The sequence below is a fragment of the Corynebacterium hiratae genome (assembly GCF_009708045.1).
Classification (GTDB): domain Bacteria; phylum Actinomycetota; class Actinomycetes; order Mycobacteriales; family Mycobacteriaceae; genus Corynebacterium; species Corynebacterium hiratae.
In genome coordinates, this window is sequence record NZ_VIOG01000001.1 from 227622 (window position 1) to 253599 (window position 25978).

Sequence of the window (25978 nt, forward strand, 5' to 3'; positions counted from 1 at the left end):
CAGTAGGGGGTTAGCCTGCCTGAGCAGCGGTGAGGGACTCGCGGGCGGCGTCAGCAACGGCCTCGGCAGTGAAGCCGAACTTCTCAAAGAGTTCCGCAGCAGGTGCGGAAGCGCCGAAGTGCTCCAAGGACACGGTGCGGCCGAAGGAACCGGTGTACTTGTGCCACGGCAAGGAGATACCGGCCTCGACGGAGACGCGCGCGCGGACGGAGGAGGGGAGGACGGACTCGTGGTAGGAAGCGTCCTGCTCGTCGAACCACTCTAGGCACGGCGCGGACACCACGCGGGTCGCGGTACCGTCCGCCTCGAGTTGCTTGGCGGCCTCCACGGCGAGCTGTACCTCGGAGCCGGTGGCGATAAGAATCACGTCCGGGGTTTCCTTCGATGCCTCAACGAGGACGTAGGCGCCGCGGCGCACACCTTCGGCAGCCTTCTCCTTGGTTCCTTCGAGTACAGGCAGGTTCTGGCGGGACAGAGCGAGGCCCTTCGGAGCGGCCTTGTACTCAAGGGCCGCCGCCCACGCCTGAGCGGTCTCGTTAGCATCTGCCGGGCGGATGACGGAGAGGTTGGGGATGGCGCGCAGGGCAGCGAGCGTTTCCACTGGCTGGTGGGTCGGGCCGTCTTCGCCCAGCCCGATGGAATCGTGCGTCCAGACGTAGTAGGTATCGGTGGACATGAGCGCGCCGAGGCGGACAGCCGGGTACTGGTACTCAGAGAAAATGAGGAAGGTACCACCGTAGACGCGGGTATTGCCGTGCAGTGCAATGCCGTTCATGACTGCGGACATGGCGTGCTCGCGGATGCCGAAGTGCAGGTTGCGGCCGTAGGGGGTGGCAGTCCAAGTATCGGTGGTGATGGACTCTGGGCCGAAGGAATCCGCGCCCTTGATCACCGTGTTGTTGGAGCCTGCCAGATCGGCGGAGCCGCCCCACATCTCCGGCAGGGAGGCTGCAAGTGCCTGGATGGCGGCCTCGGAAGCCTTGCGCGTTGCCAAGGATTCGCCCGCTTCCCAGGACGGAAGTTCTGCGGCGAAGTCAGCCGGCAGCTCGCGAGCCTGGAGGCGGTCGAAGAGCTTCTTCTCCTCCGGGTTGGCAGCTGCCCACGCGTCAAACTTTTCCTGCCACTCTGCGTGCTTCGCGGCACCGCGAGTGGTCAGCTCGCGGGTGTGCGCGAGGACTTCCTCGTCGATGTGGAAGGACTCCGCCGGATCGAAGCCGAGGACCTCCTTGGTGGCGGCTACCTCATCCTCGCCAAGAGCTGCACCGTGGACGCCGCCGGTGTTCATCTTGTTCGGTGCAGGGTAACCAATCACGGTCTTAACTCGGATGAAGGAGGGGCGGGAGGTTTCGGCGCGTGCCGCGGCGGCAGCTGCTTCGATGGCTTCGACATCTTCGCCGGACTCCACGGTCTGCACGTGCCAGCCATAGGCCTCGTAACGCTTAGCCACGTCCTCGTTGAAGGCAATGTTGGTGTCGTCCTCAATGGAGATGCGGTTGTCATCCCAGAAGACGATGAGATTGCCCAGCTTCTGGGTGCCCGCCAAGGAAGAAGCCTCAGCGGTGACGCCCTCTTGCAAGTCACCGTCGGAGGCGATGACGTAAACGAAGTGATCGAAGGGGGATTCGCCGGCCGGGGCCGAGGCATCGAACATGCCGCGCTCTTTGCGTGCGGCCATTGCCATGCCGACCGCGGACGCTAAGCCTTGGCCCAGGGGACCGGTGGTGATCTCGACGCCATCGGTGTGGTGAACCTCGGGGTGGCCCGGAGTCTTCGAGCCCCAGGTGCGCAGCGACTTGAGATCCTCCATCTCGAGACCGAAACCGCCGAGGAAGAGCTGGATGTACTGCGTCAGGGAAGAGTGTCCAACGGAGAGTACGAAGCGGTCGCGCCCTGCCCAGTGAACATCGGCCGGATCGTGGTTAAGCACGCGCTGGTAGAGCGTGTAGGCCAGCGGTGCCAGGGACATGGCGGTACCGGGGTGGCCGGAGCCGCAGTTCTGGACGGCGTCGGCAGCTAGGACGCGCACGGTGTCCACGGCGCGAGTGTCGAGGTCACTCCAGTCCGAAGGATAACGGCGCTCAACCATAGCCTGCAGTTCCGGGGACAACTTTTCGTTCGACACGGCGAAAACCTCACTTCGCTTCTGGAAACAGATATACCGTTAATCAGTGTAAAGGTTTTTCGATCTTCGGCGGGGGATTATATAAACCAGGTTTCGGGCGGTAGTCTGGCATGGTTGACGCTGTTGCCCCGCTGCCAGCCAGTGGGCGGCGACTATCCCCAAAGAACGCTTCGGGGATTCGCCACAAAGTTCTCGGGAACTTTTTAGCGCGGGCAGCCGACCAGTACGTCAGACCCATAAGCCATACACCCACGTGCCGGATATACGGAGGATTGTTCCTTGGAGACCATCAAGGCCTATTTTGCGCTAACGAAACCGAGGATCATTGAGCTCCTCCTCGTGGCGGCAATCCCGGCTATGCTCCAGGCGCAGCGTGGATTCGAAGCTGTGTCCTCCAACTTCTGGCTCATCGTCTCCACCATCTTCGGTGGATGGATGGGTGCCGCGGCTGCCCACACATTTAACAACGTCGTCGATTATGAGATCGACCAGAAGATGCAGCGCACCCGTGCCCGGCCGCTAGTGCGCAAGACCATCTCGCGGCGCAACGCCGCGATCTTCGCGTGGATCATGTTGGCGCTTTCCGTCTTTTGGCTGGGTGTGCTCGCTAACTCGTGGTTGGCCGCGTTCTTCGTGCTCTTGACCAACTTCTTTTATGTCATCGTCTACACGAAGTTCCTCAAGATGCGGAACTCCCAGAACATCGTCTGGGGTGGCCTCGCTGGCTGTATGCCCGCCATGGTGGGTTGGGCCGTCATTCGTGATAATGCACCGGCAGGGGAGCCGGACCGTTGGTGGCAGGCCGTGGTGCTGTTCCTCATTATCTTCTTCTGGACCCCGCCCCACACGTGGGCGCTGGCCATGAAGTACAAGGAGGACTACCGCAAGGCTGGGGTGCCGATGCTGCCCGTCGTTGCCGGGGAAGTAGAGGTGACCCGCCAAATCGTGTGGTACACGATCGGCACGGTTATCGTAACCTTCCTTATTATCCCTGCGGCCTCGTGGATCTACTTGGTGGCCGCGGTGTCTTCCGGCGCGGTCTTCCTTTGGATGGCGATTCGTCTGCACCAAGGGGTAAAGAAGGGCGCAAAGGTCAAGCCCATGCGCCTGTTTATTTACTCCAACAACTACCTGTCGGTGCTCTTTATCGGCCTGTCCATCGACGCCGTCGTGGGCTGGGAGCCCATCGGGCGCATGTTGGGCTGGTCGGCCGCGCTGTTCTAGCGAGCTAGTCTTCGCGTACCCGGAGGACAATCGAGCCGGTGGTCTTGCGCTCTTGGAGGTCGCGGTGGGCCTGAGCAGCTTCGGCGAGCGGATACTCCGCGGAGATGCGGAAGTCGAGGTCGCCATCGATGACCGCCTGCACCACGGCCTGGGCGCGCATCTGGAACTCGCCTTCCTGGGAGGTCCAGGCGCCGAGTGAGGGGCGGGTGAGGAAGATGGAGCCGTGCTTGTTCAGCAGCTGCGGGTCCATCGGCGGGACGGGGCCCGATGCGGCACCGAAGAGCGCTACCGTGCCGCGCGGTCGCACAACCTCAAGGGATTCACCGAAGGTGGCTTTGCCGACGCCGTCGTAAACCACGTCCACGCCGCGCCCACCGTTGTGACGACGCACCTGCTCGGCCAAGCCGCTGCTGTAGCGGAATACGTGGTCTGCGCCCGCGCCATAGGCCAGCTCTTCCTTCTCATCCGTGGAGACCACGGAATAGACGGTGGCGCCCAGGGACTTCGCCATCTGGGTGAGGATCAAGCCCACGCCGCCTGCACCGGCAGTGATCAGACAGGATGCTCCTTCCCCTAGCTGATACACACCGTGGGTGAGGTAGTGCGCCGTCATGCCCTGCAGGAGCATCGAACCGGCGACGGCGGAGGGAATCTCGTCGGGGACGGCCACCACGCGGTCGCGCGGCACGCAGACCTGCTCCGCATAGGAGCCGAAAGCGTGATCCCAGGCCACCATCGTGCCCGGGGCGATTTCTCCCTGGGGGTCGTGCACAACGCGTCCGGTTCCTTCGAGACCGATGATGAAAGGCACGGAGGCGTTGTAGATGCCTTCGCGGTAGTAGGTGTCGATGTAGTTGACACCGGCCACGGAGACGTCGACAAGCAACTGCTCCTTCGTCGGCGTGGGGGATTCTACCTCGGCGTAGGTGAGGACCTCGGGCCCTCCGGTCGTGGTCACCTGAATAGCATGCATGGTGTCTAGGCTAAACGAAGCACAGGCACCCGCGCAGCAAAAAGCACCGCCATCCTCACTTCCTGGTGAGAACGGCGGCGCTACGAGTACCTGTTGTAGTGGCTTTACTGTCTCCGCTGACTCTGCTTAGCCTTGGGCGGCGGGAACGTTCTCGTCACCGCGCTGGGCAGTGCTGGCAGTAGTGCCATCCTCGTTTCCGACGCGGCGCAAGCCATGCGCCCACAGCAAGGCGGTGAAGGCCGTGACCACTGAGGACATGCCCACGTGGAAGGGGACGGTCCAGCGGGGGATGTGGAGATAGAACTGGGTGACACCGATAGCCCACTGGATGACGATGCACGCAATGAGCACCCAGCCGGCTTTCTTGGCCACCTTGGGGGCGCCGGTGCGGTGCAGGAGGAAGACCACGATGAGTGTCAGCGCTAAGTAGACGTACATGCAGACCGCGTGAATGATGGCCATGCCATAGGTGTCCACGCCGAGGCGTCCCTCCATACCCACACCGGCATCACCGGAGTGGGTACCTGAGCCAGTCACAAAGGTACCGGTCAGCAGAACGATGGACAGGGCTACTGTGGCCACCACTGCGAGCGTGCGCACGGCGGCGGGGAAGAGGCGAGTAGGGGTTCCGTCATCGGGTTCGTTGATGCGGGAGAACAGCATGGCCGCGATCCACACCAGGACCATAGATGGGAGGAAGTGAATTGCCACACTCCACCAGGAAAGCTTCAGCACCACCGACAGGGCGCCGATGAGTGCCTGCACGAAAATACCTGCGAGCCCCGCCCAGGCATAGACCTTGAGCTCCTTGCGGCGCTGCGCCTTGTGGACCACCACAATGCTGGCGATGGCCGCCGCCGCCACAACAAAAGTCAGCAGGCGGTTGCCGAACTCAATGGCCTGGTGGAGCATGGGAGCCGCGCCCTGGATGGGAACCAAGGAACCAGGGTGGCAGTTAGGCCAGGTGACGCAACCAAGGCCGGAGCCGGTTACGCGCACGATGGAACCCGATACTGTAATGCCACCCTGGCAGAGCAGGAGGATGAGCGCGACGATGCGCTGCGTCTTCACCGAGGGACCGGTGGTCGGCGCAGCGGGCGCGGTGGAATGTTGAGGAGAGGAAATATTGGCGGTACTCACGGCTATTCAGCCTACCGCCCGGCCCCATCCGGGAACCAATATCGACGGGTGGGTCACACCACGCAAGGGAGAAGAATCACTTTTAGCCTTCGAAGCGGAACCAACGCACCGCGGCAAACGACGCCACCGCTGACCAACCGACGAGTACAAGGAGCTCAAAGCCCGGGAAGGACCCGTTCAGGGCGGTATCGAGTCCGGCGGCCATCGCTACGGTGGGCACTAGGGTGAACACCCCGTTATCACCGAGCCCCTGGGAAAACATGACCCATCCGACGGTGCCGAGAAGGATAAACCAAATGAGGTTGGCCACCGCCAAGACCACCTCCGAACTCAGCGTGCCGCCGAGCAGTAGGCCTAAGGCCGTAAACGTGGCCACACCCAAGGCGAGGGTGAGCACGCCGATGGCCACACCCCCAGCGGTGATGCGCAGGCCCAGGAAGGCGGCGATCGTCCCCAGCACGAGGACCTGGAGCACCACCATCGACAGCACTGCGAGAATCTTTCCTACCACGATGGCCCAGGCAGGAACGCCTGAAGCGCCTGTGCGTTTCAGCGCACCATAGCGACGGTCGAAGGCTAAGGAAATGGCTTGACCCGTGAAACCGGAGGAGGTCGCCGCAACGGCCAGCACCATGGGGAAGATTTCCTCCACGCCGTGGCCGGTGCTGTCTTGCAGTGTCGCGGCGCCGATCAGGATGGCCACTGGGATGATGATGCTCAGCAGCTGCTGCTCACCGTGGCGCAGCATGAGCTTGGATTCGATAGCCCCTTGGGCACGTGCCATAGCCGCTACGCCCACGCGCTGCGGGTGCGGGCTAAAAGTGCCGGGTGCGAAGGTGCTCATGGAGCTTCTCCTTGTTCAAACAATTTGATGAAAGAATCGTGCTAAATGGCCGAGGGCGGTTCTAGCTGCGCATCTCGCGGCCCGTGAGATCGAGGAAGACTTCCTCGAGATTCCGGTGCGAGGTGTGCAGGTTGCGGAGGATGACGTTTTGCGCGGCCAAGGACGAAGCCAGCGCCGCGATGCCGGCGGGGCTGGCCTCCGAAGTGAGACGGTAATGCAGCGGGCGGAGAGCTTCCGCCGCGATGCCGGCGTCCCGCAGCGCTTCGAGGTCCACCGGTGTGGCGGTATCGAAATTCACCTGTGGAACATCGGCCGAGTCCGTCAGCGATGCTGCGGTGCCGCTCGCCACGAGTTGGCCGTGGTCAATAATGACGACGCGGTCGCTGAGCGCTTCCGCTTCATCCATGAGGTGCGTGGTGAGGATGACGGTTACGCCATCGGCCCGGAGGGCGCGGATGAGGTCCCACACGGCAAGGCGCGACTGGGCATCCATTCCTGCGGTGGGTTCATCGAGAAAGACCAACTCTGGGCGCCCGATGATCGCTAGGGCTAGGGAGAGACGTTGTTGTTGCCCACCGGACAGGCGGCGGTAGCTGCTCTTCGCCACCCCGCGCAGTCCGAGCGTGTCCAGCAGCCACTCCGGGTCTAAGGGATTCTCGTTATAGGAGGCGCTAAGCTCAAGCATCTCCTTGACTTTGATTCCGGAATAGGAGCCGCCGCCCTGCAGCATGATGCCGATGCGGGAGCGCACAGCATCGGGATTGCGCGCGGGGTTAAGACCCAGCACCTCGATGTGGCCCGACGTAGGCTTCTTGAAACCCTCACACATCTCGATGGTGGTGGTCTTGCCTGCACCGTTAGGGCCCAGCAAGCACAGGATCTCACCGTAGTTGGCACGGAAACTCAGCCCATTCACTGCGTTGACGTCGCCATAGGTCTTCATGACGTTATCTAAGACAAGAGCTGATGTAGTCACGAATCGCTAGTTTAGGACACGCACGCCCGCCCTGCGCAAAGCAACCCACCCCACGCCGGCGAGGACGAGGAAAGTCACCAAGGCGGCAAGATAAATGACGAAGACTGTCCCCGGGGGAAGGCCGAGGCCGCGGGGAAGCACGATGAAACTCATGAACCCGGAGTAGATGATCACAGCCATGCGGAAGAAGCGTCGGTTGGCCCAAGCCGCCAGCGGCAGCACCGCCCACAGGATGTACCAGGGTTGGACGACGGGAAAGAACACCACGAGCACGAAGGTCGATACCCCCAGGCCGCCCACGGGGTGGATGGCGCCGCGGTAGGTGGCAAAGAGCATGCGGATCATAAAGCCCGCGGCAATGATGACGCCCACAGTCCGGGTCACGGTGAGGATGGCCTCGGTGTGATCGCCCAATCCCAACAGCATCCCGAGGAAGCCGGCGCCGACGCCCACGGAGGTCGTCGCAGACAGCCACGACCGGATGGTGGCCGCGCCGCCCTGGCCAAAGACCCAACCAATGTCGATGCCCGTGAGTACCGTCACTGCAGCGATGGAGGCGGCAAGTAGGAGAAGCTGCGCGGCCCCTGCGCCCAGCACTGCCCGCACGCCGGACACGCCGTGCTTGTCGACGAGCCTGCGCGCCGCCGCCATGCCGACGAAGCCGAGGCCGATAAAGCCAGTCACCTTGACCATTCCGGCACACGAGATCAGGACGCCAGATGCGATAAACAACGACCATGCTCGCCAGCGGGCCTCGTGGGCATCGTTGACCGCCCGCAACCCCAGCTCCACACCGACGAGAGCTAGCCCCAGCATGAAGGATTCATTGTGGATGCCTCCGACGAGGTGGAGGATTGTCAAAGGGTTAAGGATGCCCAGCCACAGCGCTGCTTCCGGGGATACTCGGCAGCGCGTAGCAAGCCGCGCGATGGCCCAACCGGCGGCGATGATGCCGACGAGGGACAGCACCCGGTGGAGCACAACACCCCAGATAATGGAGTCGTTGGTCAGCCAACTGACCACCGCCGCTACACCTAGCGCCACCGGGCCATAAGGGGAAGGTGAGTTCGCCCAGATGAACGGGACGGAGCGGGCCAGGTCGTTATCGGCGCCCAGTAGCTCCACCGGCCCCGCCGAATAGGGATCGAGGCCTTGGAGCACGATGGAGCCGTTAGCGAGGTAGGAGTAAATGTCCTGCGTGAACAGGGGAGCGGTCACCAAAAGCGGGAGAACCCACCCTAGCCAGGTGCGCCACATCTGGCTCTGCGTGACCACCCGGGGCGAGTGGCTAAACCGCCGAACCTTGGCCGGCTTCTGCAGGCGCAGGGCGCGCCCACCAGCGGTGCCATGCAAATCCACGCCGTGACCATGAAACCGACCCCGATGAACACAATGGCGGAGGCTGACTGCAGCATCCGTGTCATGAGCGAGCCAAAAGGCAAAGACTCATAGGGGTTGCCCACCACCGGAAGCGCACCGGCGCCCAATCCGCCGAGCGCAATGAGTAGCGCACCAATGGTGCCGAGCCACCGGAGGCTAAAGAGCGTGCGCAGCTGGGCGATGGTGTGGCGGTGGACGTCGCCAAGCGCGGCGCCCTCTGCGTCGCCAGCAGAATCTGGAAAATCTTGGTGCAAGAGCGCGGAACGGGATCCGGGCAGGCCCATGCGGGGGAGTTCATCGCGCACGCCCCAAAAGACGCGGTGCAATCGCCCCGATCGGGTGTAATCGCGCTCCATATTCATGAGTGTCTACCTTAGTCGCTCGGTGCTGAGAGAGGACGAGCTGCCCGCGACACGAATGAAAGAGTGGAAATCGGGAATGAATTAAGGAACACTAGTGTTGTCTAAAGAGAGAATGTTTCATTCAAGGAGGTGTACACCGTGACGAAGGAGCTACCTAGGGAGACTCGCTCGACTGAGGGCGATACCCGCCGACACGTCATGTTGTTGCTTCTCAAGGATGGCCCGGTAACGGCGTCGTATCTGGGTGAACGTCTCGGTCTCTCTGCAGCCGGCATCCGTCGGCACTTAGACATTTTGGTGGAGGAAGGACTCACCGAGGTGGTGCATCGCCGCCCATCAGCCCGCCCCGGGCAGTCGGTGGGCCGTGGTCGCCCCGCCAAGCATTTCCGCCTCACGGATCAGGGCCGCGCCCAATTTGGGCACGCCTACGATCAGCTGGCGGCGGAAGCGCTCACCGCACTGCGTGAAGCGGGCGGGCCGGAAGCTGTTCGTCGCTTCGCCAAGGCTCGCTTCGAGCGCCTCGTGGAGGACGTGAAGCCCCTGGTGGAAGATCAGGAATCCGTTCCGGAGGTGGCGCGTCAGCTGGCCGAAGTGCTCGACGCGCATGGCTACGCGGCCACGGTGACGTCGGTGGGCAACGGAGTACAGATTTGCCAGCACCATTGCCCGGTCGCCCACGTGGCGGCCGAGCATCCGGAGTTGTGTGAAGCTGAACAGGAAGTCTTCTCCGCGCTATTAGGCAAACATGTGCAGCCCTTGGCCTCCATTGCGGACGGTCACGGAATCTGCACCACGAATATCCCCTTAACCCCAGTCCCGCCTTCCGCGGCGGAACCGGGAAAGAACTAATCGAACTAGAAAGGAGCGGGCTTTGACACAGGCACAACCGGCACCAGGCCTTGAAACCAAGATGAGCGATGACGAGATCATCTCCTCTATCGGCGGCTATGAGTACGGCTGGCACGATTCCGACGAAGCCGGCCAGGCAGCACACCGCGGTTTGAGTGAGGACGTCGTCCGCGATATTTCTCGGAAGAAGAACGAGCCGGAGTGGATGCTCGAGTCCCGTCTGAAGGCGCTGCGCGTCTTCAACAAGAAGCCAGTTCCGACCTGGGGCCCAGATCTGTCCGGAATCGACTTCGACAACATCAAGTACTTTGTCCGCTCCACCGAGAAGCAGGCCCAAACCTGGGATGACCTGCCGGACGACATTAAGGAGACCTACGACAAGCTGGGTATCCCGGATGCTGAGAAGAAGCGTCTGGTCTCCGGTGTTGCCGCGCAGTATGAGTCCGAGGTGGTTTACCACAAGATCCGCGAGGACCTGGAGGCCCAGGGCGTTATCTTCGTTGATACCGACACCGCGGTGCGCGAGTACCCGGAGATCCTCCAAGAGTACTTCGGCACCGTGATTCCGGCCGGCGACAACAAGTTCTCCGCGCTGAATAACGCCTGCTGGTCCGGTGGTTCCTTCGTGTACGTTCCGAAGGGCGTTCACGTGGATATTCCGCTGCAGGCCTACTTCCGCATTAACACCGAGAACATGGGCCAGTTCGAGCGCACCCTCATCATCGTGGAGGAAGGAGCCTACGTTCACTACATCGAGGGGTGCACCGCGCCGATCTACAACTCGGATTCGCTGCACACCGGTGTCATCGAGATCATCGTGAAGAAGGGCGGCCGCTGCCGCTACACCACCATTCAGAACTGGTCCACCAACGTCTACAACCTGGTGACCCAGCGCGCCAAGGTCGAAGAGGGCGGCACCATGGAATGGGTCGACGGCAACATTGGCTCCAAGGTCACCATGAAGTACCCGTCCTGCTGGCTTACTGGCGAGCACGCCAAGGGTGAGGTCCTCTCCCTGGCCTTTGCTGGCGATAACCAGGTCCAGGACACCGGCTCCAAGATGATCCACATGGCGCCGAACACGTCCTCCAACATCGTCTCGAAGTCCGTGGCCCGCAACGGCGGCCGCGCGGCCTACCGCGGCTTGGTGCAGGTCAACGCTAACGCTACGAACTCCGCTGCCAACGTCGAGTGTGATGCCCTGCTTGTGGACAATGACTCGAGGTCGGATACGTATCCGTACAACGACATCCGCAATGATCACGTCACCCTCGGCCACGAGGCAACGGTCTCCCAGGTCTCTGAGGAGCAGCTGTTCTACCTCATGTCCCGCGGTATCGCTGAGGAAGAGGCCATGGCTATGATTGTGCGCGGCTTCGTCGAGCCGATTGCTAAGGAGCTCCCGATGGAATACGCGCTGGAGCTGAACCGTCTTATCGAGCTGCAGATGGAAGGATCGGTGGGCTAAGTGGTAGCTTCCAACGAATTTAATCCGGCTGACGTCACTAAGGGAGACCAGTTCACCTCCTTCAACGTAGAGGACTTCCCGGTCCCGCACGGCCGCGACGAGGTCTGGCGCTTCATCTCCTTGCGTAACCTGCGCGGGCTGCACAATGGTGAGTTCGCGCCGGCAACCGCTCAGAAGATTGACGTGGTGGCCCCGGAAGGCGTAACGGCCGAGACCGTGGCGCCTGACGACGACCGCCTCGGCACCGCCGGTGCACCTGCTGACCGCGTTGCAGCTCAGGCTTGGTGCTCCATGCCGGAGGCGCAGATCGTCAGCGTTGACGCCGATGCACGACTGGATAAGCCGGTGGAGATCACCATCACCGGCGCTGGTGAGGGCGTGACCTCCTTTGGTGCGACCTCCATCCACGTGGGCAATCACGCGGAGGTCACCATCGTTCTTAAGTACGTCGGTTCCGGTACCCACGCAGACAACGTGGAGTTCGTGCTGGGCGACGGCTCCCAGGTCACCGTCGTCGTCGACGCTGACTGGGAAGACGATGCAGTGCACCTGTCCCACCAGATCGCGAAGGTGGGCCGCGACGCCGTACTGCGCCACAACACCGCCATCTTTGGCGGCGAGATTGTGCGCCTCGTTCCACGCGTAGTCTTCGATGGCCCCGGTGGCGATGCCGAGCTGCTCGGCGTCTACTTTGCTGATGCCGGCCAGTACTTCGAAAACCGCCTGCTGGTGGACCACGACGTGCCTAACTGCCGCTCTCGCGTCTTCTACAAGGGTGCTCTGCAGGGTGCTACGGCTGCGCAGAAGGCCGAGGCCGGCTCCGCCTCCCGCACCCCGGAGGCCCGCACCTGCTGGGTCGGTGACGTGCTCATCCGCAAGAATGCGAACAACACGGACACCTATGAGACGAACAACAACTTGATCCTCACCGAGGGTGCGCGCGCTGACGCCATCCCGAACCTGGAGATCCAGACCGGTGAGATCGTCGGTGCTGGCCACGCCGCAACGGTGGGCCGCTTCGATGACCTTGAGCTGTTCTACCTCATGTCCCGCGGTATTCCTGCCGCCGAGGCACGCCGCCTCATCATCCGCGGCTTCTTCTCCGAAGTCATCTCCCGCATCCCGGTCGAGTCCCTGCGCGAGGATCTGGAATCCCGCGTCGTCGACGAGCTCGCCAAGATCAACGCTTAAAACTTCCCGAAAGCAGGTACCAACTCAATGTCTACTCTGGAAATCAAGAATCTCCACGCGCAGGTGCTCCCACACGAGGAGGACGGTGAGCCCACGCCGATCCTCAAGGGTGTCAACCTCACCATCAACTCCGGTGAGACCCACGCGGTCATGGGCCCCAACGGCTCCGGCAAGTCCACCCTGTCCTACGTTATCGCCGGCCACCCCAAGTACGAGGTGACCGAGGGCGAGGTGCTTCTCGACGGCGAGAACATCCTCGAGATGGAAGTCGATGAGCGCGCCCGCGCTGGTCTTTTCCTGGCCATGCAGTACCCGACTGAGGTGCCGGGCGTGAAGATGTCGCAGTTCATGCGCTCCGCCGTGACTGCTATCCGTGGCGAGGCTCCGAAGCTGCGCGAGTGGAACAAGGAGCTCACCGAGGCCCGCGAGAAGCTGGCCATCGATAAGTCCTTTGCACACCGCTCCGTGAACGAGGGTTTCTCCGGTGGTGAGAAGAAGCGCCACGAGGTTATGCAGCTGGACATCCTCAAGCCGAAGTTCGCCGTCATGGACGAGACCGACTCCGGCCTAGACGTCGACGCCCTGCGCGTGGTCTCCGATGGCATCAACAGCTATCAGGAGGAGACCAACGGCGGCATCCTCCTCATCACGCACTACAAGCGCATCCTCAACTACGTTGTCCCGGACTTCGTTCACGTCTTCGCCGACGGACAGATCATCAAGACCGGCGGCGCCGAGCTGGCTGACCAGCTTGAGGCAGACGGCTACGAGCAGTTCCTCAAGTAGGCCGTACCGCCGACCCCGGTAGCACCACGACAGACCACACCACGACACGCTAGAGAAAAAGAACCGAGCACAAGGACCTATGCCTGAACTAGACGTTAATGCGATTCGGGAACAATTCCCTATCCTCTCGCGCACGGTGCGCGACGGTAAACCTTTGGTGTACCTGGATTCGGGAGCGACCTCGCAACGTCCCCTGCCGGTATGGAAGGCCGAGGAAGAGTTCGTGCTCGGCACCAACGCCCCGGTGCACCGCGGTTCCTACCAGCTGGCGGAGGAGGCCGATGATGCCTATGAGTCCGCTCGTCAGGCCATCGCCGCCTTCGTTGGTGCCGACCGCGATGAGATTGCCTTCACCAAGAACGCCACTGAGGCGTTGAATGAAGTTGCTTACGTGCTCAGCGATGAGCGCGCCGGCGAGCTGTACGTCGGTGAGGGCGATACCGTCGTGGTCACCGAACTGGAGCACCATGCGAACTTGGTGCCTTGGCAGGAGCTGTGCCAGCGTACTGGCGCGACGCTGAAGTGGTACTCCATGACCGAGGACGGCCGCATTGATCTCGATTCGCTCGAGCTCGATGACTCCGTCAAGGTCGTGGCTTTTACTCACCAGTCCAACGTGACCGGGGCCGTGGCTCCCGTCGCAGAGTTGGTACGTCGTGCCCGTGCCGTAGGTGCCATGGTGGTCCTCGACGCCTGCCAGTCGGTGCCGCACATGCCGGTGGATTTCCACGAACTTGATGTGGATTTTGCCGCGTTCTCTGGGCACAAGATGTGCGGGCCGACCGGCGTGGGCGTGCTCTACGGTAAGCAAGAGCTGCTGGCGCAGCTGCCGCCTTTCCTCACCGGCGGTTCCATGATCGAGGTAGTCAAGATGGAAGGCTCGACGTTTGCCGCGCCTCCCACCCGCTTCGAGGCCGGAACCCAAATGACCAGCCAGGTTGTGGGCCTTGGTGCAGCAGTGAAGTTCTTGAGCGAGGTGGGCATGGAGGCCATCCACGCCCATGAGCAGAAACTCACTGCACTGGCCTTGGAGAAGCTGTCTGACATCCCCGGCGTGCGTATCATCGGGCCTGAAAACACCGAGGATCGCGGAGGAGCGGTCTCCTTCATCGTGGATGGGATCCATCCGCATGACCTAGGCCAGGTTCTTGACTCTCATGGTGTATCCATCCGCACCGGCCACCACTGTGCGTGGCCGCTGCACCGCGCGTGCAAGGCTAATTCGACCGCACGCGCTAGCTTTTACCTGTACAACACTGAGGACGAGGTCGACGCCCTCATAGAGGCGGTGCGGGCTGCCCGCACCTTCTTTGGAGTGAGCGAATGAACCTAGATTCCATGTACCAGGACGTCATCCTGGACCACTACAAGAACCCGAAATTCTCTGGCCTGCGCGAAGGCCAGGCAGAAGTTCACCACGTCAACCCTTCCTGCGGTGATGAACTCACCTTGCGCGTGAAGCTTTCCCCCGACGGCACAACCGTCGAGGACGTGTCCTACGACGCCGAGGGATGCTCCATTTCGCAGGCCTCGACCTCTGTCATGGCGGAGGAAATCGTCGGCATCCCCCTCGAGGAGGCAAACGCCAAGCTGGCCGAATTCGAGAGGATGGTGACCTCCCGCGGCGAAGTGGAAGGTGACGACGAGATCATCGGGGACGGCATCGCCTTCGCCGGCGTAGCCAAGTTCCCCGCCCGTGTTAAGTGCGCTCTCCTCGGGTGGAAGGCTTTCCAAGCCGCCACCGTGGAAGCGTTGAATGAATTGGAGAAGTAGATGGCTGATAACACTGAAACCACCGGTGGCAGCACGGATCCTTACCAGGACCAGAATGCCTCCTTCGATGGCGCTGCTGTCAAGCCTGAACAAACCGAAGAGCAGATTGCGAAGACCTTCGATATCACCGAGTACCTTCGTGATGTCATCGACCCAGAGCTTGGAATCAACATCGTTGATCTGGGCTTGGTCTATGACGTCTGGCTCGACGATATTGACGGCAAGAACACCTGCGTCATCAACATGACGCTGACCTCCCCGGCCTGCCCGCTCACCGATGTCATCGGCGAGCAGATCGAGGATGTCATCGTAGGCAACAAGCTCGCCGAGGCAGTCCAGCTCAACTGGGTCTGGATGCCGCCGTGGGGCCCGAACATGATTACCGAAGAGGGCCGCGAGATGCTCCAGGCCCTCGGCTTCGCCGTTTAGTTTCGGCTGCAAGTCCCCATTACCGTCAGCCCGAGGCGCCTAAGGTCTTCACAACATGACCTTGCGCACTCGGGCTGGCGATTTCTTTTTCCATAATGCGCGGTGTTTTAAATAGCTTTAAGAGCTTGAGTACTCACTGCTATGACGAAGCGGGTGAGGATGCCGGATCCAAAGCCGAGGAGATGATGTCCACCGCTTCATCCTTGGATGCGGCGGATTGAAGGCGAGTACGGAAGTTATCCTTCATGATCGCCCGCGCCAGCTTGGAAAGCAGCTTGAGGTGCTGCTTGCCAGCATCCTCAGGCACAGCGATGAGGAAGACCAACGTCGTTGGCTCCTCGCCCTCCGCCCACGTAATCCCCTCGGGAAGACGAGCAAAGGCCAAAGTCGGCACTGTCACTCCCGCGGAACGAGCATGCGGGATAGCCACTCCATGCCCCACACCGGTCGAATGCTTCGCCTCCCGCTCAAAGGCCGTAGTGATAACTGCGGAAGGATCAGAAAGCCGAGGGGAGACAAGCTGAACCAGCGATTCGATGGTTTCCTTGCGATTCGTGCCAAGGTCTTGGTCAAGGCTCACCGTGTCGGTAGAAAGCAAAGGTTCTTCCTGGACCGATGCTTCTGACACATCCTCCTTAGCTATGCCCGCTTCACCCCGTTCACCCGAGCTCTCATGCTTACTCTGGGCTTTTCTATTTTGGGTAAGTCCGATCAACAGAAGCATGATGGAAGCACAGACAACGACACCAATAAGCAGTGCGATGAAGAAGCCCACGACGTTGTCGACAGCCCCGAGCACAGCAACGATGGGGCCACCATGCATGACATGGTCCTTGACCCCGAATACACCTGCCAGGGCGCCTGCTACCGCACCACCGATGACGTTGGCCGGGATGACCTGCAGCGGGCGTGCCGCCGCAAGAGGGATAGCGCCTTCAGTGATGCCAAAGAACCCCATGAAGAGCGCAGCGATACCGGCGTCCTTCTCCGCCTTATTGAACCAAGCACGGCGTACGAGGGTCGCAACACCCACCGCCAGGGGCGGTACAGCGATGGCGGTAGCCGCCATGCCCATCGGAGCCGCATTGCCGGCTGCAATCATGCCCCCGCCGAACAGGAAGGCAGTTTTATTAAAGGGACCGCCCATGTCGAAAGCGATCATCGCGCCAATGACGAGACCGAGGACAATGACAGAGGAGCCTTCCATCCCGGCGAGGTACTCGGTCATGGCTTCAAAGGCGCCGGCTACTGGCGCACCGACAAGGTAGATAAAGATGAGCCCCACAATGAGCGTGGTGAAGATCGGAATAACGATGATCGGCCAAATCGGGGCGATGTACTTATTAACGGGAATCTTTTTGATTCCCAGGGCTACGTAGCCTGACAGGATGCCTGTGACGATGCCTCCTAGGAAGCCCGCTCCAGCTTCAGAGCCGTAAAGCGAGCCGGTCGTAGCGATAAGACCAGTGATGAGTCCCGGCGCCAAACCGGGGCGGTCCGCAATGCCGACAGCGATATAGCCGGAAAGAATCGGCACCATGAGAGAAAAGGCCAGACCACCAAGCTCATTCAGGGTGTTCCAGAAGGAGTCTTCGGGGATAGCTAGGCCCTCGGGCGTGGGTGTTCCTCCGATTGAGAGTGCTACCGCGATGAGGAGACCACCGGTGACCACGAACGGAATCATGTGGGAGACACCATTCATTAGCGCCTTGTAGAGAGTCTGACCCACCGCACGGAACCCCTTGGTACTGCTGGAGTTTTCATTACGCTGAGCTTCTTGCGGCTCTTCGCCCGAAGTCTTTTCTTCCCACTTCGCCGCTGACAGAGCGCGAGTGAGGAGTTCCTTTGGATGCTTAATCGCTTCATCGACACCAGTCGCTGCTAGGCGCTTTCCGCGAAAGCGGTCCTTTGCAATGACGGTGTCGGCACCGATCACGATGGCATCGGCTTCCTCGATGTCCTGAGAGCTAAAAGTGCCTTCGACGCCAATTGAGCCGTGTGTCTCAATCTTGATGCGGTAACCCAGTTCAGCGGCAGCAGCCTCTAGGTTCTCAGCGGCCATGTAGGTGTGGGCGATTCCGGTCGGACATGCGGTAATCGCGAGGATTAATGGAGATCTCGATGTGTCTGATGTGCTCATGACGCCAATCTAGTCACATCGAACTTCATGCATAAGTGAAACGCGCCGAACAGGAACCAGGTTTTCCAAGGTGCTCTTCACTCTGGATTCCCAGATACAAGCTGAAGCGTCATTGCCGCTGGTTCGGGATTAACTACCCTGGTTGCTAGACTGTTTCGACGTGATTGTGACCAATGATTTCGAGGTGCGCGTGGGCGCACGCACGCTTCTCGACGCCCCCGGCCAGCACCTTCGCGTGCAGCCGGGGGATCGCATCGGGCTGGTCGGCCGCAATGGCGCGGGCAAGACCACGACGATGCGCATCCTGGCGGGGGAGACCGAGCCCTATGGTGGCTCGGTGACGCGCTCAGGTCCGATTGGTTACCTGCCGCAGGATTCTCGAGAAGGCAATATTGAGCAGACTGCGCGTGAGCGCGTGCTCTCTGCGCGCGGTTTGGATGAGATCAAGCGCCGCATGGCCAAGCAACAAGAGTTAATGGAAACCGCCACGGACGATAAATTCCGCGACAGGGCCATTCGTAAGTTCTCCCGCCTGGAAGAGGAATACCACACCTTAGGTGGCTATGAGGCGGACTCCGAATGCGCGCAGATCTGCGATAACTTGGGGCTGCCGCAGCGCGTGCTCGACCAGCAGCTTAAGACGCTGTCCGGCGGTCAGCGCCGCCGCGTGGAGCTGGCGCAGATTCTCTTCGCAGCTTCGGCTGGGTCAGGCAAGTCCCAGACCACATTGCTTCTCGACGAGCCCACGAACCACCTCGACGCGGACTCGATTACCTGGCTGCGCGGCTTCCTGTCCAAGCATGAGGGTGGCCTCGTGATGATTTCGCACGACGTCGATCTGCTGGAGGCCGTGTGCAACAAGGTTTGGTTCCTCGATGCCGTTCGCGCCGAAGCAGACGTCTACAACATGGGCTTTAAGAAGTACCTCGCCGCCCGCGCCACCGATGAAGCTCGTCGCCGCCGCGAGCGCGCCAACGCAGAAAAGAAGGCCGCAGCCCTGCATAAGCAAGCCGCCAAGTTGGGAGCGAAGGCTACGAAGGCCGCCGCCGCCAAGCAGATGCTGCACCGTGCAGAGCGCATGATGAACGAGCTTGATGACGTCCGCGTGGCCGACAAGGTGGCCAACATCAAGTTCCCAGAACCGGCTCCGTGCGGAAAGACCCCGATGAACGCCAAGGGCCTGACCAAGATGTATGGCTCGCTGGAGGTTTTCGCTGGCGTCGATTTGGCCATCGACAAGGGTTCCCGCGTGGTCGTGCTGGGCTACAACGGTGCCGGGAAGACGACCCTGCTCAAGCTGCTGGCGGGCGTGGAACGCACCGACGGCGAAGGCGGAATCGTTTCCGGCCATGGACTGCGCATCGGATACTTTGCTCAGGAGCACGACAATATCGATCCAGACAAGACCGTGTGGGAAAACACGATTGAGGCATGCCCTGACGCTGGCCAGCAGGATTTGCGCGGTCTGCTGGGCGCCTTCATGTTCTCCGGTGACAAGTTGGAACAGCCTGCTGGAACGCTCTCCGGTGGTGAGAAAACCCGACTGTCGCTGGCAACGCTGGTGTCCTCACGCGCCAACGTGCTGCTTCTCGACGAGCCCACGAACAACCTCGACCCACAGTCTCGCGAGCAGGTGCTTGATGCCCTAGGCACCTACACAGGTGCCGTGGTCTTGGTTACTCACGACCCAGGTGCGGTCAAGGCACTCAAGCCGGAGCGCGTCATCATCATGCCCGATGGCGATGAGGATTTGTGGAACGACGAGTACATGGAGATCGTGGAATTGGCCTAATAGAATTTCGGGCATGACTGCCCAGCCTGTTCTCCTTGATTGCGACCCCGGTATCGACGATGCCCTAGCGTTGATCTACCTCGCCGCGCTTCACCGCGCCGGAGAGATCGAACTGGCCGGTGTTACTACCACCGCTGGAAACGTTGGGATTGATCAGACCACCCGCAATGCTGCCTACATCCTGCAACTGTGTGGCCTGGATGAGGTGCCCGTCGCGGCGGGCTTCCGAAGCCCAGCCAGGTGGAACTCGTGACCACTCCGGAAACCCACGGCCCCAGCGGCCTTGGGTACCTGAGCGTGCCGGAGGAGCATACTCCTGCGGAGAATCTTGAGTGGACCAGCATCTGGACCGAAGCTGCGGGCCGCAACGCGCAGCTCATCGTGACCGGTCCATTGACCAATGCCGCGCACTTTGCTGCGGAGCACGCTGCCGACTACGCCTGCTTCTCCCGTGTCACCGTCATGGGTGGTGCTGTGAACTATCCCGGCAACACCACGCCAACGGCGGAGTGGAACTTCTGGGTCGACCCACATGCTGCGCGCGACTTCTTTGAATCCGCCACGAGTCCTGTCACGCTGTGCCCACTCAACGTCACTGAGACGATGCTCCTCGGCCCAACGCAGTTGGAACGGCTGCGTGAAGCGCTCGCGCAGCACCCAGTGGCGGACGTTCTACCGGAGATCATGCGCTTCTACTTCGAGTTCCACGAGGCGCACGGCTCGGGTTATCAGGCTCAGATACATGATCTGCTCACCTGCATGGTGGCGTTGCAGAAGGTCCCGTTCTTTTCCACCTCGACCACCGTACGGGTAGTCAGTGAACCGGAGTGGTTGCGCGGAACGAGCGTGGCGGACCTGCGCGGTCACTGGGGTCGGCCCGCTAATGCTGCGTTGGTCACCGCCGTCGATGTTGACAGCGCCCATCGAGAGTTTCTGCGCGCAGTATCTCTTCTTGGTCTTCCAGTAAACCTATAGTGCGCTAGAATCGGGGCCACAACCACACACCGCTCAAGACTCTTCTCTTGGGTCCTTCCGCTTCCCACGCACAGGGTCTAGAAGTGGTCAGACCCCGGCGTGCTGCCGCAGGAGAGGAAGAAGTCATGAACACCGCCAATAACCTCGATTCCGTTATTGAACCGTTGCTCACCGGATTAGTGAGCAAACGACCTGAGGTCCGCGTGGACTGGGCCTATACCGAATTGAAAGAGGGCATTGAGTCCGGTCAGTGGGATGACCATCTTGATCAAATTCGTGAACGCCTCAGCGGCTACCTGCGTACAGACAAGGTGTGGACGAAGGCTTTGTCCGCTCGGTTGCTCAACGTGCTCACGGAGGCAGGACACTTCCACTATGAGGACTACCTCACCTTCCGCGCGTGGTATGTCACGGAGGATGACACACGCGGCATTGTCAAAGACATCGGCCCTATCATGGCCGTTGGTTACGGCGCTGACTATGTAGAAACCTGTGTTCGCAAAGGGATGATCCCAGCCGTCGAAGGCGCAGCGATCATCTCGTGCCGCCTTCGCGCCCCCGGAGGAGTGTGGCATGACGATGAGGGCTTGCGGCTTGCGCGTGCCGCCTGCACCACAATTGGCAAAAGCACCTCGACTCACATCCTCCAAATCTGGATCGAAAGGCTAAGCAATACCGTGCTCACCGAAGGCGTGCGCAACAACAACCGCGCCGTCGTGGAAAACTTCGCCCGCTTTCTCAAGGCCACAGCCCACATGGTCCGCAGTGAACCGGAGAAGTGGGGAATTGATGCCGAACGCGCGGAGCTGGCCTTGCCAATGATTGCGGAGCTTGAGGAGCAACTACGCAACGCTAGCGACTACCGAGAAGCAGCACCATAAAAGCGCACCTTCGTAACCTCCATCGAGCGAACACGCTGCCAAGGGTAGCGGTCTGGTGATGCTTGGACCGGCTCACTGAGGTCGAGGAGAGTATCGGTCCCGGCTGGGCCGCCTACTATGAGCTCGTCGTTGCTTAGGATAACCGCTGATTCGAAGGTGCGGTCCGTCTGTGTGGTGCGGACAAAAGCCATCGGTACCTCAACGAAGATTGTTTTCCCGCGCCGCAAAACCGTGAGGTCTTCGGTGACATAACTGGGGCGAATGCGTTCAGCGGCAATCAGGCCCCACACAAAGATGATGGCCCACAGCGCCAACAGCAATGCCACGATTCGCAAAACGCCCGCGGGCAAAAGAAGGTGAACAACTACCATTTCAACCAGCAATATCGCGGTGATGAAGCCAAGCATGTGGAGCCTTCCAGGAGGGTGGGGAAGTGCCACGGCGCCAACTGGAAGCAGCGTTTGTCCTCGCATCCAGCGCCACAGATCCCGGTAGAGGCCCAATTCATACTTGGCAAGGCGAAATCCAGGATGCCTTTCTACACATCGCCAGACCCTAGTCACGTGATCCTCCAGCCAAAGCCTCGAGTGCTACACCTTGCGCACCAGTCGTCGGCGCATCAGTCACGGTCAGCGAAGCGTTGCCAGGCAGCAGCGTTGGGTAGATTCCTCGCATCAACCCCTGTTCGCCCATGTTGCGCAGCTTCTCGACGATAAGCGCAACCCTACGATCACGCGGAGACAGCGAGCCAAGCTCTCGCCACAAGGTTTCCACTCTGCGGAGAACTGCACGGCAATCGTCGTCAGCGAGGTTCTTACGCAGCTGTTCCCAGGTCGCTGATGTAGCGACGCCGGTAAGCGCCATGAGATCCCAGGAGTCCAATTCCAGCTGCAGCATTGCTGGGTCTTCGATAACTTCGCTCAAGGACTCTCGAATATCGTTGGGGGTTCCATGAGGTGCTGCGGCTAAAGCACGCAGCTTCTCACGTTGTCGCTGCAGACGAGCGATTCTTTCGTCCACAATGGCGAACGAGCGCTCGATGGCGTCGGGAGAGGAGACATCAGCGACGGCAACGCCGGCGTCGATCAGCGCTCGCGCACGAACAACTGCGGCGAGATCAGAGATCGAGTAATCGCGATAGTTTCCGCTGGTGCGTGCTGGTTCGGGAACCGCACCTGTCTCGTGCAAATGGCGCACGGATCGCACTGAACAACCAGCAACCGCGGCAACGTCTGAGATCTTCATAGGACCAAACTAAACCCTCACATTGTGTGAGGGTCAAGCGGTCAGTGGAGTGGACTAGTCGAAGGGGGCGTCACTCTTCATTGATCAACACCATTGAGAATGATTACCCCCGCGTGGGGGAGCATGTCTGCGCCCCGCTAAACGAACCTTCACTAGTGTTTGTGTTACCTGCGTCACGCATGAGTGGCCAAACTCAAAGAATGGAAAGCCAATGAAAATAGCCAAGTCTATTACGTCTCTTGTAGCGGCTATCGCGTTGACAACGCTCGCCGCGTGTTCACAATCTGACAGTGACGTCAGCGAGAAATCAGCAGTTGATACCACCCAAGCTGCAGCTGGAGGAGAGCAAACTTCCGAAGACACCAACGTAGATTCCGCCGCAACCTCAGAGTCTGCCGATAGCACTGACTCCGACGCAGAGTCCACTGCAGGATCAGACGATCAGTCCGGTTCAACAGGCGGCAGCTATGAAGCCACTGTCGATGGAAAGGCGATCGAGGTAGAAAACGAAACTATCCTATGCCAAGAGGCAGCTGGTTCGATGAACCTGACCGTAGCACCCGAAGGGGCTGGTACAGCCAGCATTACCGCCGTGCTTAGTACTGATGAAAACCTGACGGTCAAGGCTCTCGGAATGGTAGATGGGGAGGGCAACACGCTGGCATACGCCGAGAGCAGCCCGATGGGTTCCGCCACGGCATCGAAGGAAGGCGACACCTACACGATGTCGGGTGAAGGCCTTTTGTCTAATGGGAGTAATCCAACCACTGGGGAAACGAAGCCATTCGAAGTGAAGATTACCTGCAGCTAATCGGAGTGAGTCGGGGTGAATAGACAACAAGTGCTGACCCTGTGGTGTGTAGAGGCCAGCACTTGTTGGTTTACGTGATTATTGGGAGGGCGATGCAGACTTTCGTGCGCTGACTAGTTGCGGAAGCCGTGCACCGGCGCCGGAATGAAGCCACCGCGGTTGATGAAGGTGGAGTTGCCTACCTGGTTAACCGGGATGACCGGAGCGTAGCTTAGAAGGCCGCCGAAGTTGACCTCGTCGCCAGCCTTGGTGCCAGGAGCGGGGATGACGCGCACGGCGGTTGTCTTATGGTTCATCACGCCGATGGCGGCTTCGTCCGCGATCATGCCGGCGATGGTCTCAGCAGAGGTATCGCCCGGGATGGCGATCATGTCTAGTCCCACAGAGCAGATCGAGGTCATGGCCTCCAGCTTGTCGATGGAGATGGCACCGGTGCGCACCGCATCGATCATGCCCTTGTCCTCGGAAACCGGGATGAAGGAACCGGACAGCCCACCCACGCGGGAGCAGGCCATCATGCCGCCCTTCTTGACGGCGTCGTTAAGCAGCGCGAGCGCTGCCGTGGTGCCGTGCGTGCCCACCTGGTCGAGTCCCATGTGCTCCAGGATGTGCGCGACGGAGTCATCCAGCTCTGCAGTGGGGGCGAGGGAGAGGTCAATGATGCCGAAGGGGACACCGAGGCGCTCCGAAGCCATTTCACCCACGAGCTGGCCTTGCCGATAATTGCGGAGCTTGAGGCGAAACTACGCAACGCTAGTGATTACCGAGAAGCAGCACCATAAAACGGACCTTCGTTACCTTCGTCGGGAGAGCGTGCTGCCATGGGGAGCCGTCTGGTGATGCTTGGGCCGGCTTACTGAGGAACAGGGGAGTATTGGGTGCCTCAATGAGGGGGCCCGGGGCAACAGCGCCGACATTCGAAAACTAGTAGGCCAACTCCTCATCCACCGGATAGGTTGTTCTCAGTTATCGGTGTCAGCCTTGTGAACTACGCTCCAGTCATACTGTGCGGTGGCTTCTACGATGAGGGCCGAAAGCGCTGGAGTATCCCCAAGGAAAAGTGCCAATGAACAAGCGGCTTCAAAGGCATGTCGCAACCTTGAACGTACAAACCTATAGCGGGTTCTGCTTTCCGCAATGCTTTGGCTGACGCTATAAATAGTCCGCATAGCCGCGATGATGCGCTGGAAGGCTTCTCTAAGTTCATTGTGAGACACACCGTGATAGCGATCGTGCCATTGAACGATATACTCGGCTGCCGTCACATCGATCGATGCCGTAGACAATTTGTGCCCGTGCTCCTGACGAATGGCGCGGGCCTGCGAGAGCTTTCGCATCGCGATCTGGTGATGTTGTGCGGCCTCATCAACATCGCTAGTGGCATGTGCAAGGCGTTGGTGTACGAAAGCCTGCTGTTGCAAGACATCAGAGAAGAAACAAACGTCATGTTGGTCGTACGCCAGGGCTGCACACGCTTCGAGGGTATGTAAAGCTTCATCGTGGCGGCCTTCTAGATGTAATCGGTGTGCCTGTATAAGCATTATTTGTTTGCTAACTTGCGGTTCAACCGTGACTATGGTTGTTCCAATTTGTGCGATAGCAAGCGAAACACTGCTAACCCACTCTGGATGTGCGCTCAAGAGACGCAAATAAGCGCGTGTAAGTTGCAGGGTTGGCGCGTGGTTCGGATCTTCGCCTATCAAAGGTTCTGCACGGTTGAGGTTTAGCTCAGCAGCGGCATAATCACCAAGCATCATTTCGGTTTGTGCCACTCCTAAAAGAACGATTCCAAGATAAGAGGTGCCGAGACTTCGAGCTAAGGCTTGTATGTTTCGATAGGCTATAGCGGCCTGATTGTGTTGTCCTTGGCACATAAACAACGCAGCACGTTCAATTTTTGTTAGGAAAGTGCGTTGTACAGGTTCAAGTGTTCGCGGAGCTAGTTCTTCGAGTGCAGCGACTCTCTTTTCGGCTTCCTCTAGCTTATTGGCGAAACGAAGCGATTGAGCGACGCTGAATGTGATTGCCCATTGTTGGTCTTCGAGGCGCATCAACTGAGACGGGTCGTCGACCCTTAGCTTTTTCCTCTCAATAGTGGAAAGGGCTCCGTGGAGAACGTCGATGGACAAAGCAAGGTTGGCTTCACGAGTGACTTGAGGAAATTCTAAGAGTAGGTTGCTGAGCTCAGAGACACCCTTAGAACGCTGTTCCGAATTAGTTAATTTCGTGGAATTCCAATGGACAGGGGTTTCTCGCCACGAATCGTCGCCAGCCCGCATTTTCGGGCTTGCTTCCTCACATCGAGCTCTGAAAGCTCGTGCCGAAGTACGCACTTTTATGGAATCGAACACACTATAATCTCAGCACAGATTGGAATTTGTTGTCGATGATTTGGACACTTATGTTGAGAGGTAACGAAGCCCATGGCTACCTTGAGACCACGCACTGCAGTAATTGCGGATGCGTGGACCGCCGCAGAGATTGACGCACCTGCGCTAGTAAATAAGAAGGGTCTGCCTCTGGCACGAACACAGAAATGTCTACTTGATCCACTAGTTTTTAGGCCGCGGGAACGAAAGCATCTCGCCAAGGCACTGTTGAACCCCGCGGACGCTGC

General features: G+C 60.2%; 22 protein-coding genes and 2 pseudogenes. 12 read left to right on the forward strand and 12 right to left on the reverse strand.

Features of this window, described 5'->3' with window-relative positions; translation table 11 throughout:
* Positions 1-10: 10 nt before the first annotated feature.
* A complete protein-coding gene (tkt, locus tag FME68_RS01025; protein ID WP_158395614.1) occupies positions 11-2086 on the reverse strand; it encodes a transketolase in 2076 nt (691 codons plus the stop codon).
* A 315-nt stretch (positions 2087-2401) separates the two neighbouring features.
* Here tkt and FME68_RS01030 point away from each other — a divergent pair, with 315 nt between their 5' ends.
* Positions 2402-3346 carry a heme o synthase gene (locus FME68_RS01030; protein ID WP_049157448.1) on the forward strand — a complete coding sequence of 315 codons (945 nt, stop codon included), beginning with the start codon at positions 2402-2404 and terminating at the stop codon, positions 3344-3346.
* A gap of 4 nt (positions 3347-3350) precedes the next feature.
* Here the strand turns inward: FME68_RS01030 and FME68_RS01035 are convergent, their stop codons facing one another.
* The 6 genes from FME68_RS01035 to mptB (FME68_RS13485) form a co-directional block, all read right to left on the reverse strand.
* Complete coding sequence (locus FME68_RS01035) at positions 3351-4319, reverse strand: quinone oxidoreductase family protein (RefSeq protein ID WP_049157446.1); 969 nt, start codon at positions 4317-4319, stop codon at positions 3351-3353.
* 126 nt (positions 4320-4445) lie between these two features.
* The gene (locus FME68_RS01040) at positions 4446-5459 is read right to left on the reverse strand and encodes a COX15/CtaA family protein (protein WP_049157444.1); all 1014 of its coding nucleotides are present in this window, start codon (positions 5457-5459) and stop codon (positions 4446-4448) included.
* An 82-nt stretch (positions 5460-5541) separates the two neighbouring features.
* Positions 5542-6303 carry an ABC transporter permease gene (locus FME68_RS01045; RefSeq protein WP_144013166.1) on the reverse strand — a complete coding sequence of 254 codons (762 nt, stop codon included), beginning with the start codon at positions 6301-6303 and terminating at the stop codon, positions 5542-5544.
* Positions 6304-6364: 61 nt separating this feature from the next.
* On the reverse strand, positions 6365-7279 hold the full coding sequence (locus FME68_RS01050; protein WP_328287670.1) for an ABC transporter ATP-binding protein: 915 nt from the start codon (positions 7277-7279) through the stop codon (positions 6365-6367).
* 6 nt (positions 7280-7285) lie between these two features.
* Positions 7286-8536, reverse strand: coding sequence for a polyprenol phosphomannose-dependent alpha 1,6 mannosyltransferase MptB (gene mptB / locus FME68_RS01055; protein ID WP_439329278.1), 1251 nt, complete (start codon positions 8534-8536; stop codon positions 7286-7288).
* Positions 8518-9021, reverse strand: coding sequence for a polyprenol phosphomannose-dependent alpha 1,6 mannosyltransferase MptB (gene mptB, locus FME68_RS13485; protein WP_439329277.1), 504 nt, complete (start codon positions 9019-9021; stop codon positions 8518-8520). The genes mptB (FME68_RS01055) and mptB (FME68_RS13485) overlap by 19 nt, the downstream gene beginning before the upstream one ends.
* Positions 9022-9219: 198 nt before the next feature.
* Here mptB (FME68_RS13485) and FME68_RS01060 point away from each other — a divergent pair, with 198 nt between their 5' ends.
* From FME68_RS01060 to FME68_RS01090, 7 genes are all read left to right on the forward strand, one after another.
* The gene (locus tag FME68_RS01060; protein WP_158395618.1) at positions 9220-9870 is read left to right on the forward strand and encodes a helix-turn-helix transcriptional regulator; all 651 of its coding nucleotides are present in this window, start codon (positions 9220-9222) and stop codon (positions 9868-9870) included.
* A 61-nt stretch (positions 9871-9931) separates the two neighbouring features.
* The gene (gene sufB, locus FME68_RS01065; RefSeq protein ID WP_175972985.1) at positions 9932-11338 is read left to right on the forward strand and encodes a Fe-S cluster assembly protein SufB; all 1407 of its coding nucleotides are present in this window, start codon (positions 9932-9934) and stop codon (positions 11336-11338) included.
* Positions 11339-12529, forward strand: coding sequence for a Fe-S cluster assembly protein SufD (sufD, locus tag FME68_RS01070; protein ID WP_144013168.1), 1191 nt, complete (start codon positions 11339-11341; stop codon positions 12527-12529).
* 27 nt (positions 12530-12556) lie between these two features.
* Positions 12557-13315 carry a Fe-S cluster assembly ATPase SufC gene (gene sufC / locus FME68_RS01075; protein ID WP_046649116.1) on the forward strand — a complete coding sequence of 253 codons (759 nt, stop codon included), beginning with the start codon at positions 12557-12559 and terminating at the stop codon, positions 13313-13315.
* A 79-nt stretch (positions 13316-13394) separates the two neighbouring features.
* Positions 13395-14642: a cysteine desulfurase gene (locus FME68_RS01080; protein ID WP_158395448.1), complete on the forward strand. Its 1248-nt coding sequence runs from the start codon at positions 13395-13397 to the stop codon at positions 14640-14642.
* Positions 14639-15088, forward strand: a complete 450-nt coding sequence (gene sufU, locus FME68_RS01085) for a Fe-S cluster assembly sulfur transfer protein SufU (RefSeq protein ID WP_046649118.1) — start codon at positions 14639-14641, stop codon at positions 15086-15088. The genes FME68_RS01080 and sufU overlap by 4 nt, the downstream gene beginning before the upstream one ends.
* Positions 15089-15517: a metal-sulfur cluster assembly factor gene (locus FME68_RS01090; protein WP_010186729.1), complete on the forward strand. Its 429-nt coding sequence runs from the start codon at positions 15089-15091 to the stop codon at positions 15515-15517. It abuts the gene before it with no gap.
* 139 nt (positions 15518-15656) lie between these two features.
* Here FME68_RS01090 and FME68_RS01095 read toward each other — a convergent pair whose 3' ends face one another.
* Positions 15657-17657 (reverse strand): fructose-specific PTS transporter subunit EIIC, encoded by a 2001-nt coding sequence (locus FME68_RS01095; RefSeq protein WP_158395449.1) that lies wholly within the window; start codon positions 17655-17657, stop codon positions 15657-15659.
* Positions 17658-17817: 160 nt separating this feature from the next.
* Between FME68_RS01095 and FME68_RS01100 the strand changes: the two genes are divergently transcribed.
* From FME68_RS01100 to FME68_RS01110, 3 genes and pseudogenes are all read left to right on the forward strand, one after another.
* On the forward strand, positions 17818-19449 hold the full coding sequence (locus tag FME68_RS01100) for an ABC-F family ATP-binding cassette domain-containing protein (protein WP_046649119.1): 1632 nt from the start codon (positions 17818-17820) through the stop codon (positions 19447-19449).
* 13 nt (positions 19450-19462) lie between these two features.
* Positions 19463-20424 (forward strand): annotated as a pseudogene (locus tag FME68_RS01105) (nucleoside hydrolase).
* Positions 20425-20549: 125 nt separating this feature from the next.
* Positions 20550-21305, forward strand: coding sequence for a hypothetical protein (locus tag FME68_RS01110; RefSeq protein WP_144013172.1), 756 nt, complete (start codon positions 20550-20552; stop codon positions 21303-21305).
* Here FME68_RS01110 and FME68_RS01115 read toward each other — a convergent pair.
* Both FME68_RS01115 and FME68_RS01120 read right to left on the reverse strand, forming a co-directional pair.
* The gene (locus FME68_RS01115; protein WP_230308836.1) at positions 21284-21712 is read right to left on the reverse strand and encodes a hypothetical protein; all 429 of its coding nucleotides are present in this window, start codon (positions 21710-21712) and stop codon (positions 21284-21286) included. The two genes, FME68_RS01110 and FME68_RS01115, sit on opposite strands and share 22 nt — an antisense overlap.
* A 148-nt stretch (positions 21713-21860) precedes the next feature.
* Complete coding sequence (locus tag FME68_RS01120) at positions 21861-22550, reverse strand: MerR family transcriptional regulator (RefSeq protein ID WP_144013174.1); 690 nt, start codon at positions 22548-22550, stop codon at positions 21861-21863.
* Positions 22551-22761: 211 nt separating this feature from the next.
* On the opposite strand from FME68_RS01120, the gene FME68_RS01125 reads away from it, so the two are divergent.
* Positions 22762-23361, forward strand: coding sequence for a lipoprotein LpqH (locus FME68_RS01125; RefSeq protein WP_144013175.1), 600 nt, complete (start codon positions 22762-22764; stop codon positions 23359-23361).
* Between the two features lie 113 nt (positions 23362-23474).
* Here the strand turns inward: FME68_RS01125 and FME68_RS01130 are convergent.
* A pseudogene (locus FME68_RS01130) lies at positions 23475-24089 on the reverse strand (DUF711 family protein); the annotation flags it as partial.
* Positions 24090-24323: 234 nt separating this feature from the next.
* Positions 24324-25640, reverse strand: coding sequence for a tetratricopeptide repeat protein (locus tag FME68_RS01135; RefSeq protein WP_158395456.1), 1317 nt, complete (start codon positions 25638-25640; stop codon positions 24324-24326).
* Positions 25641-25978 lie beyond the last annotated feature (338 nt).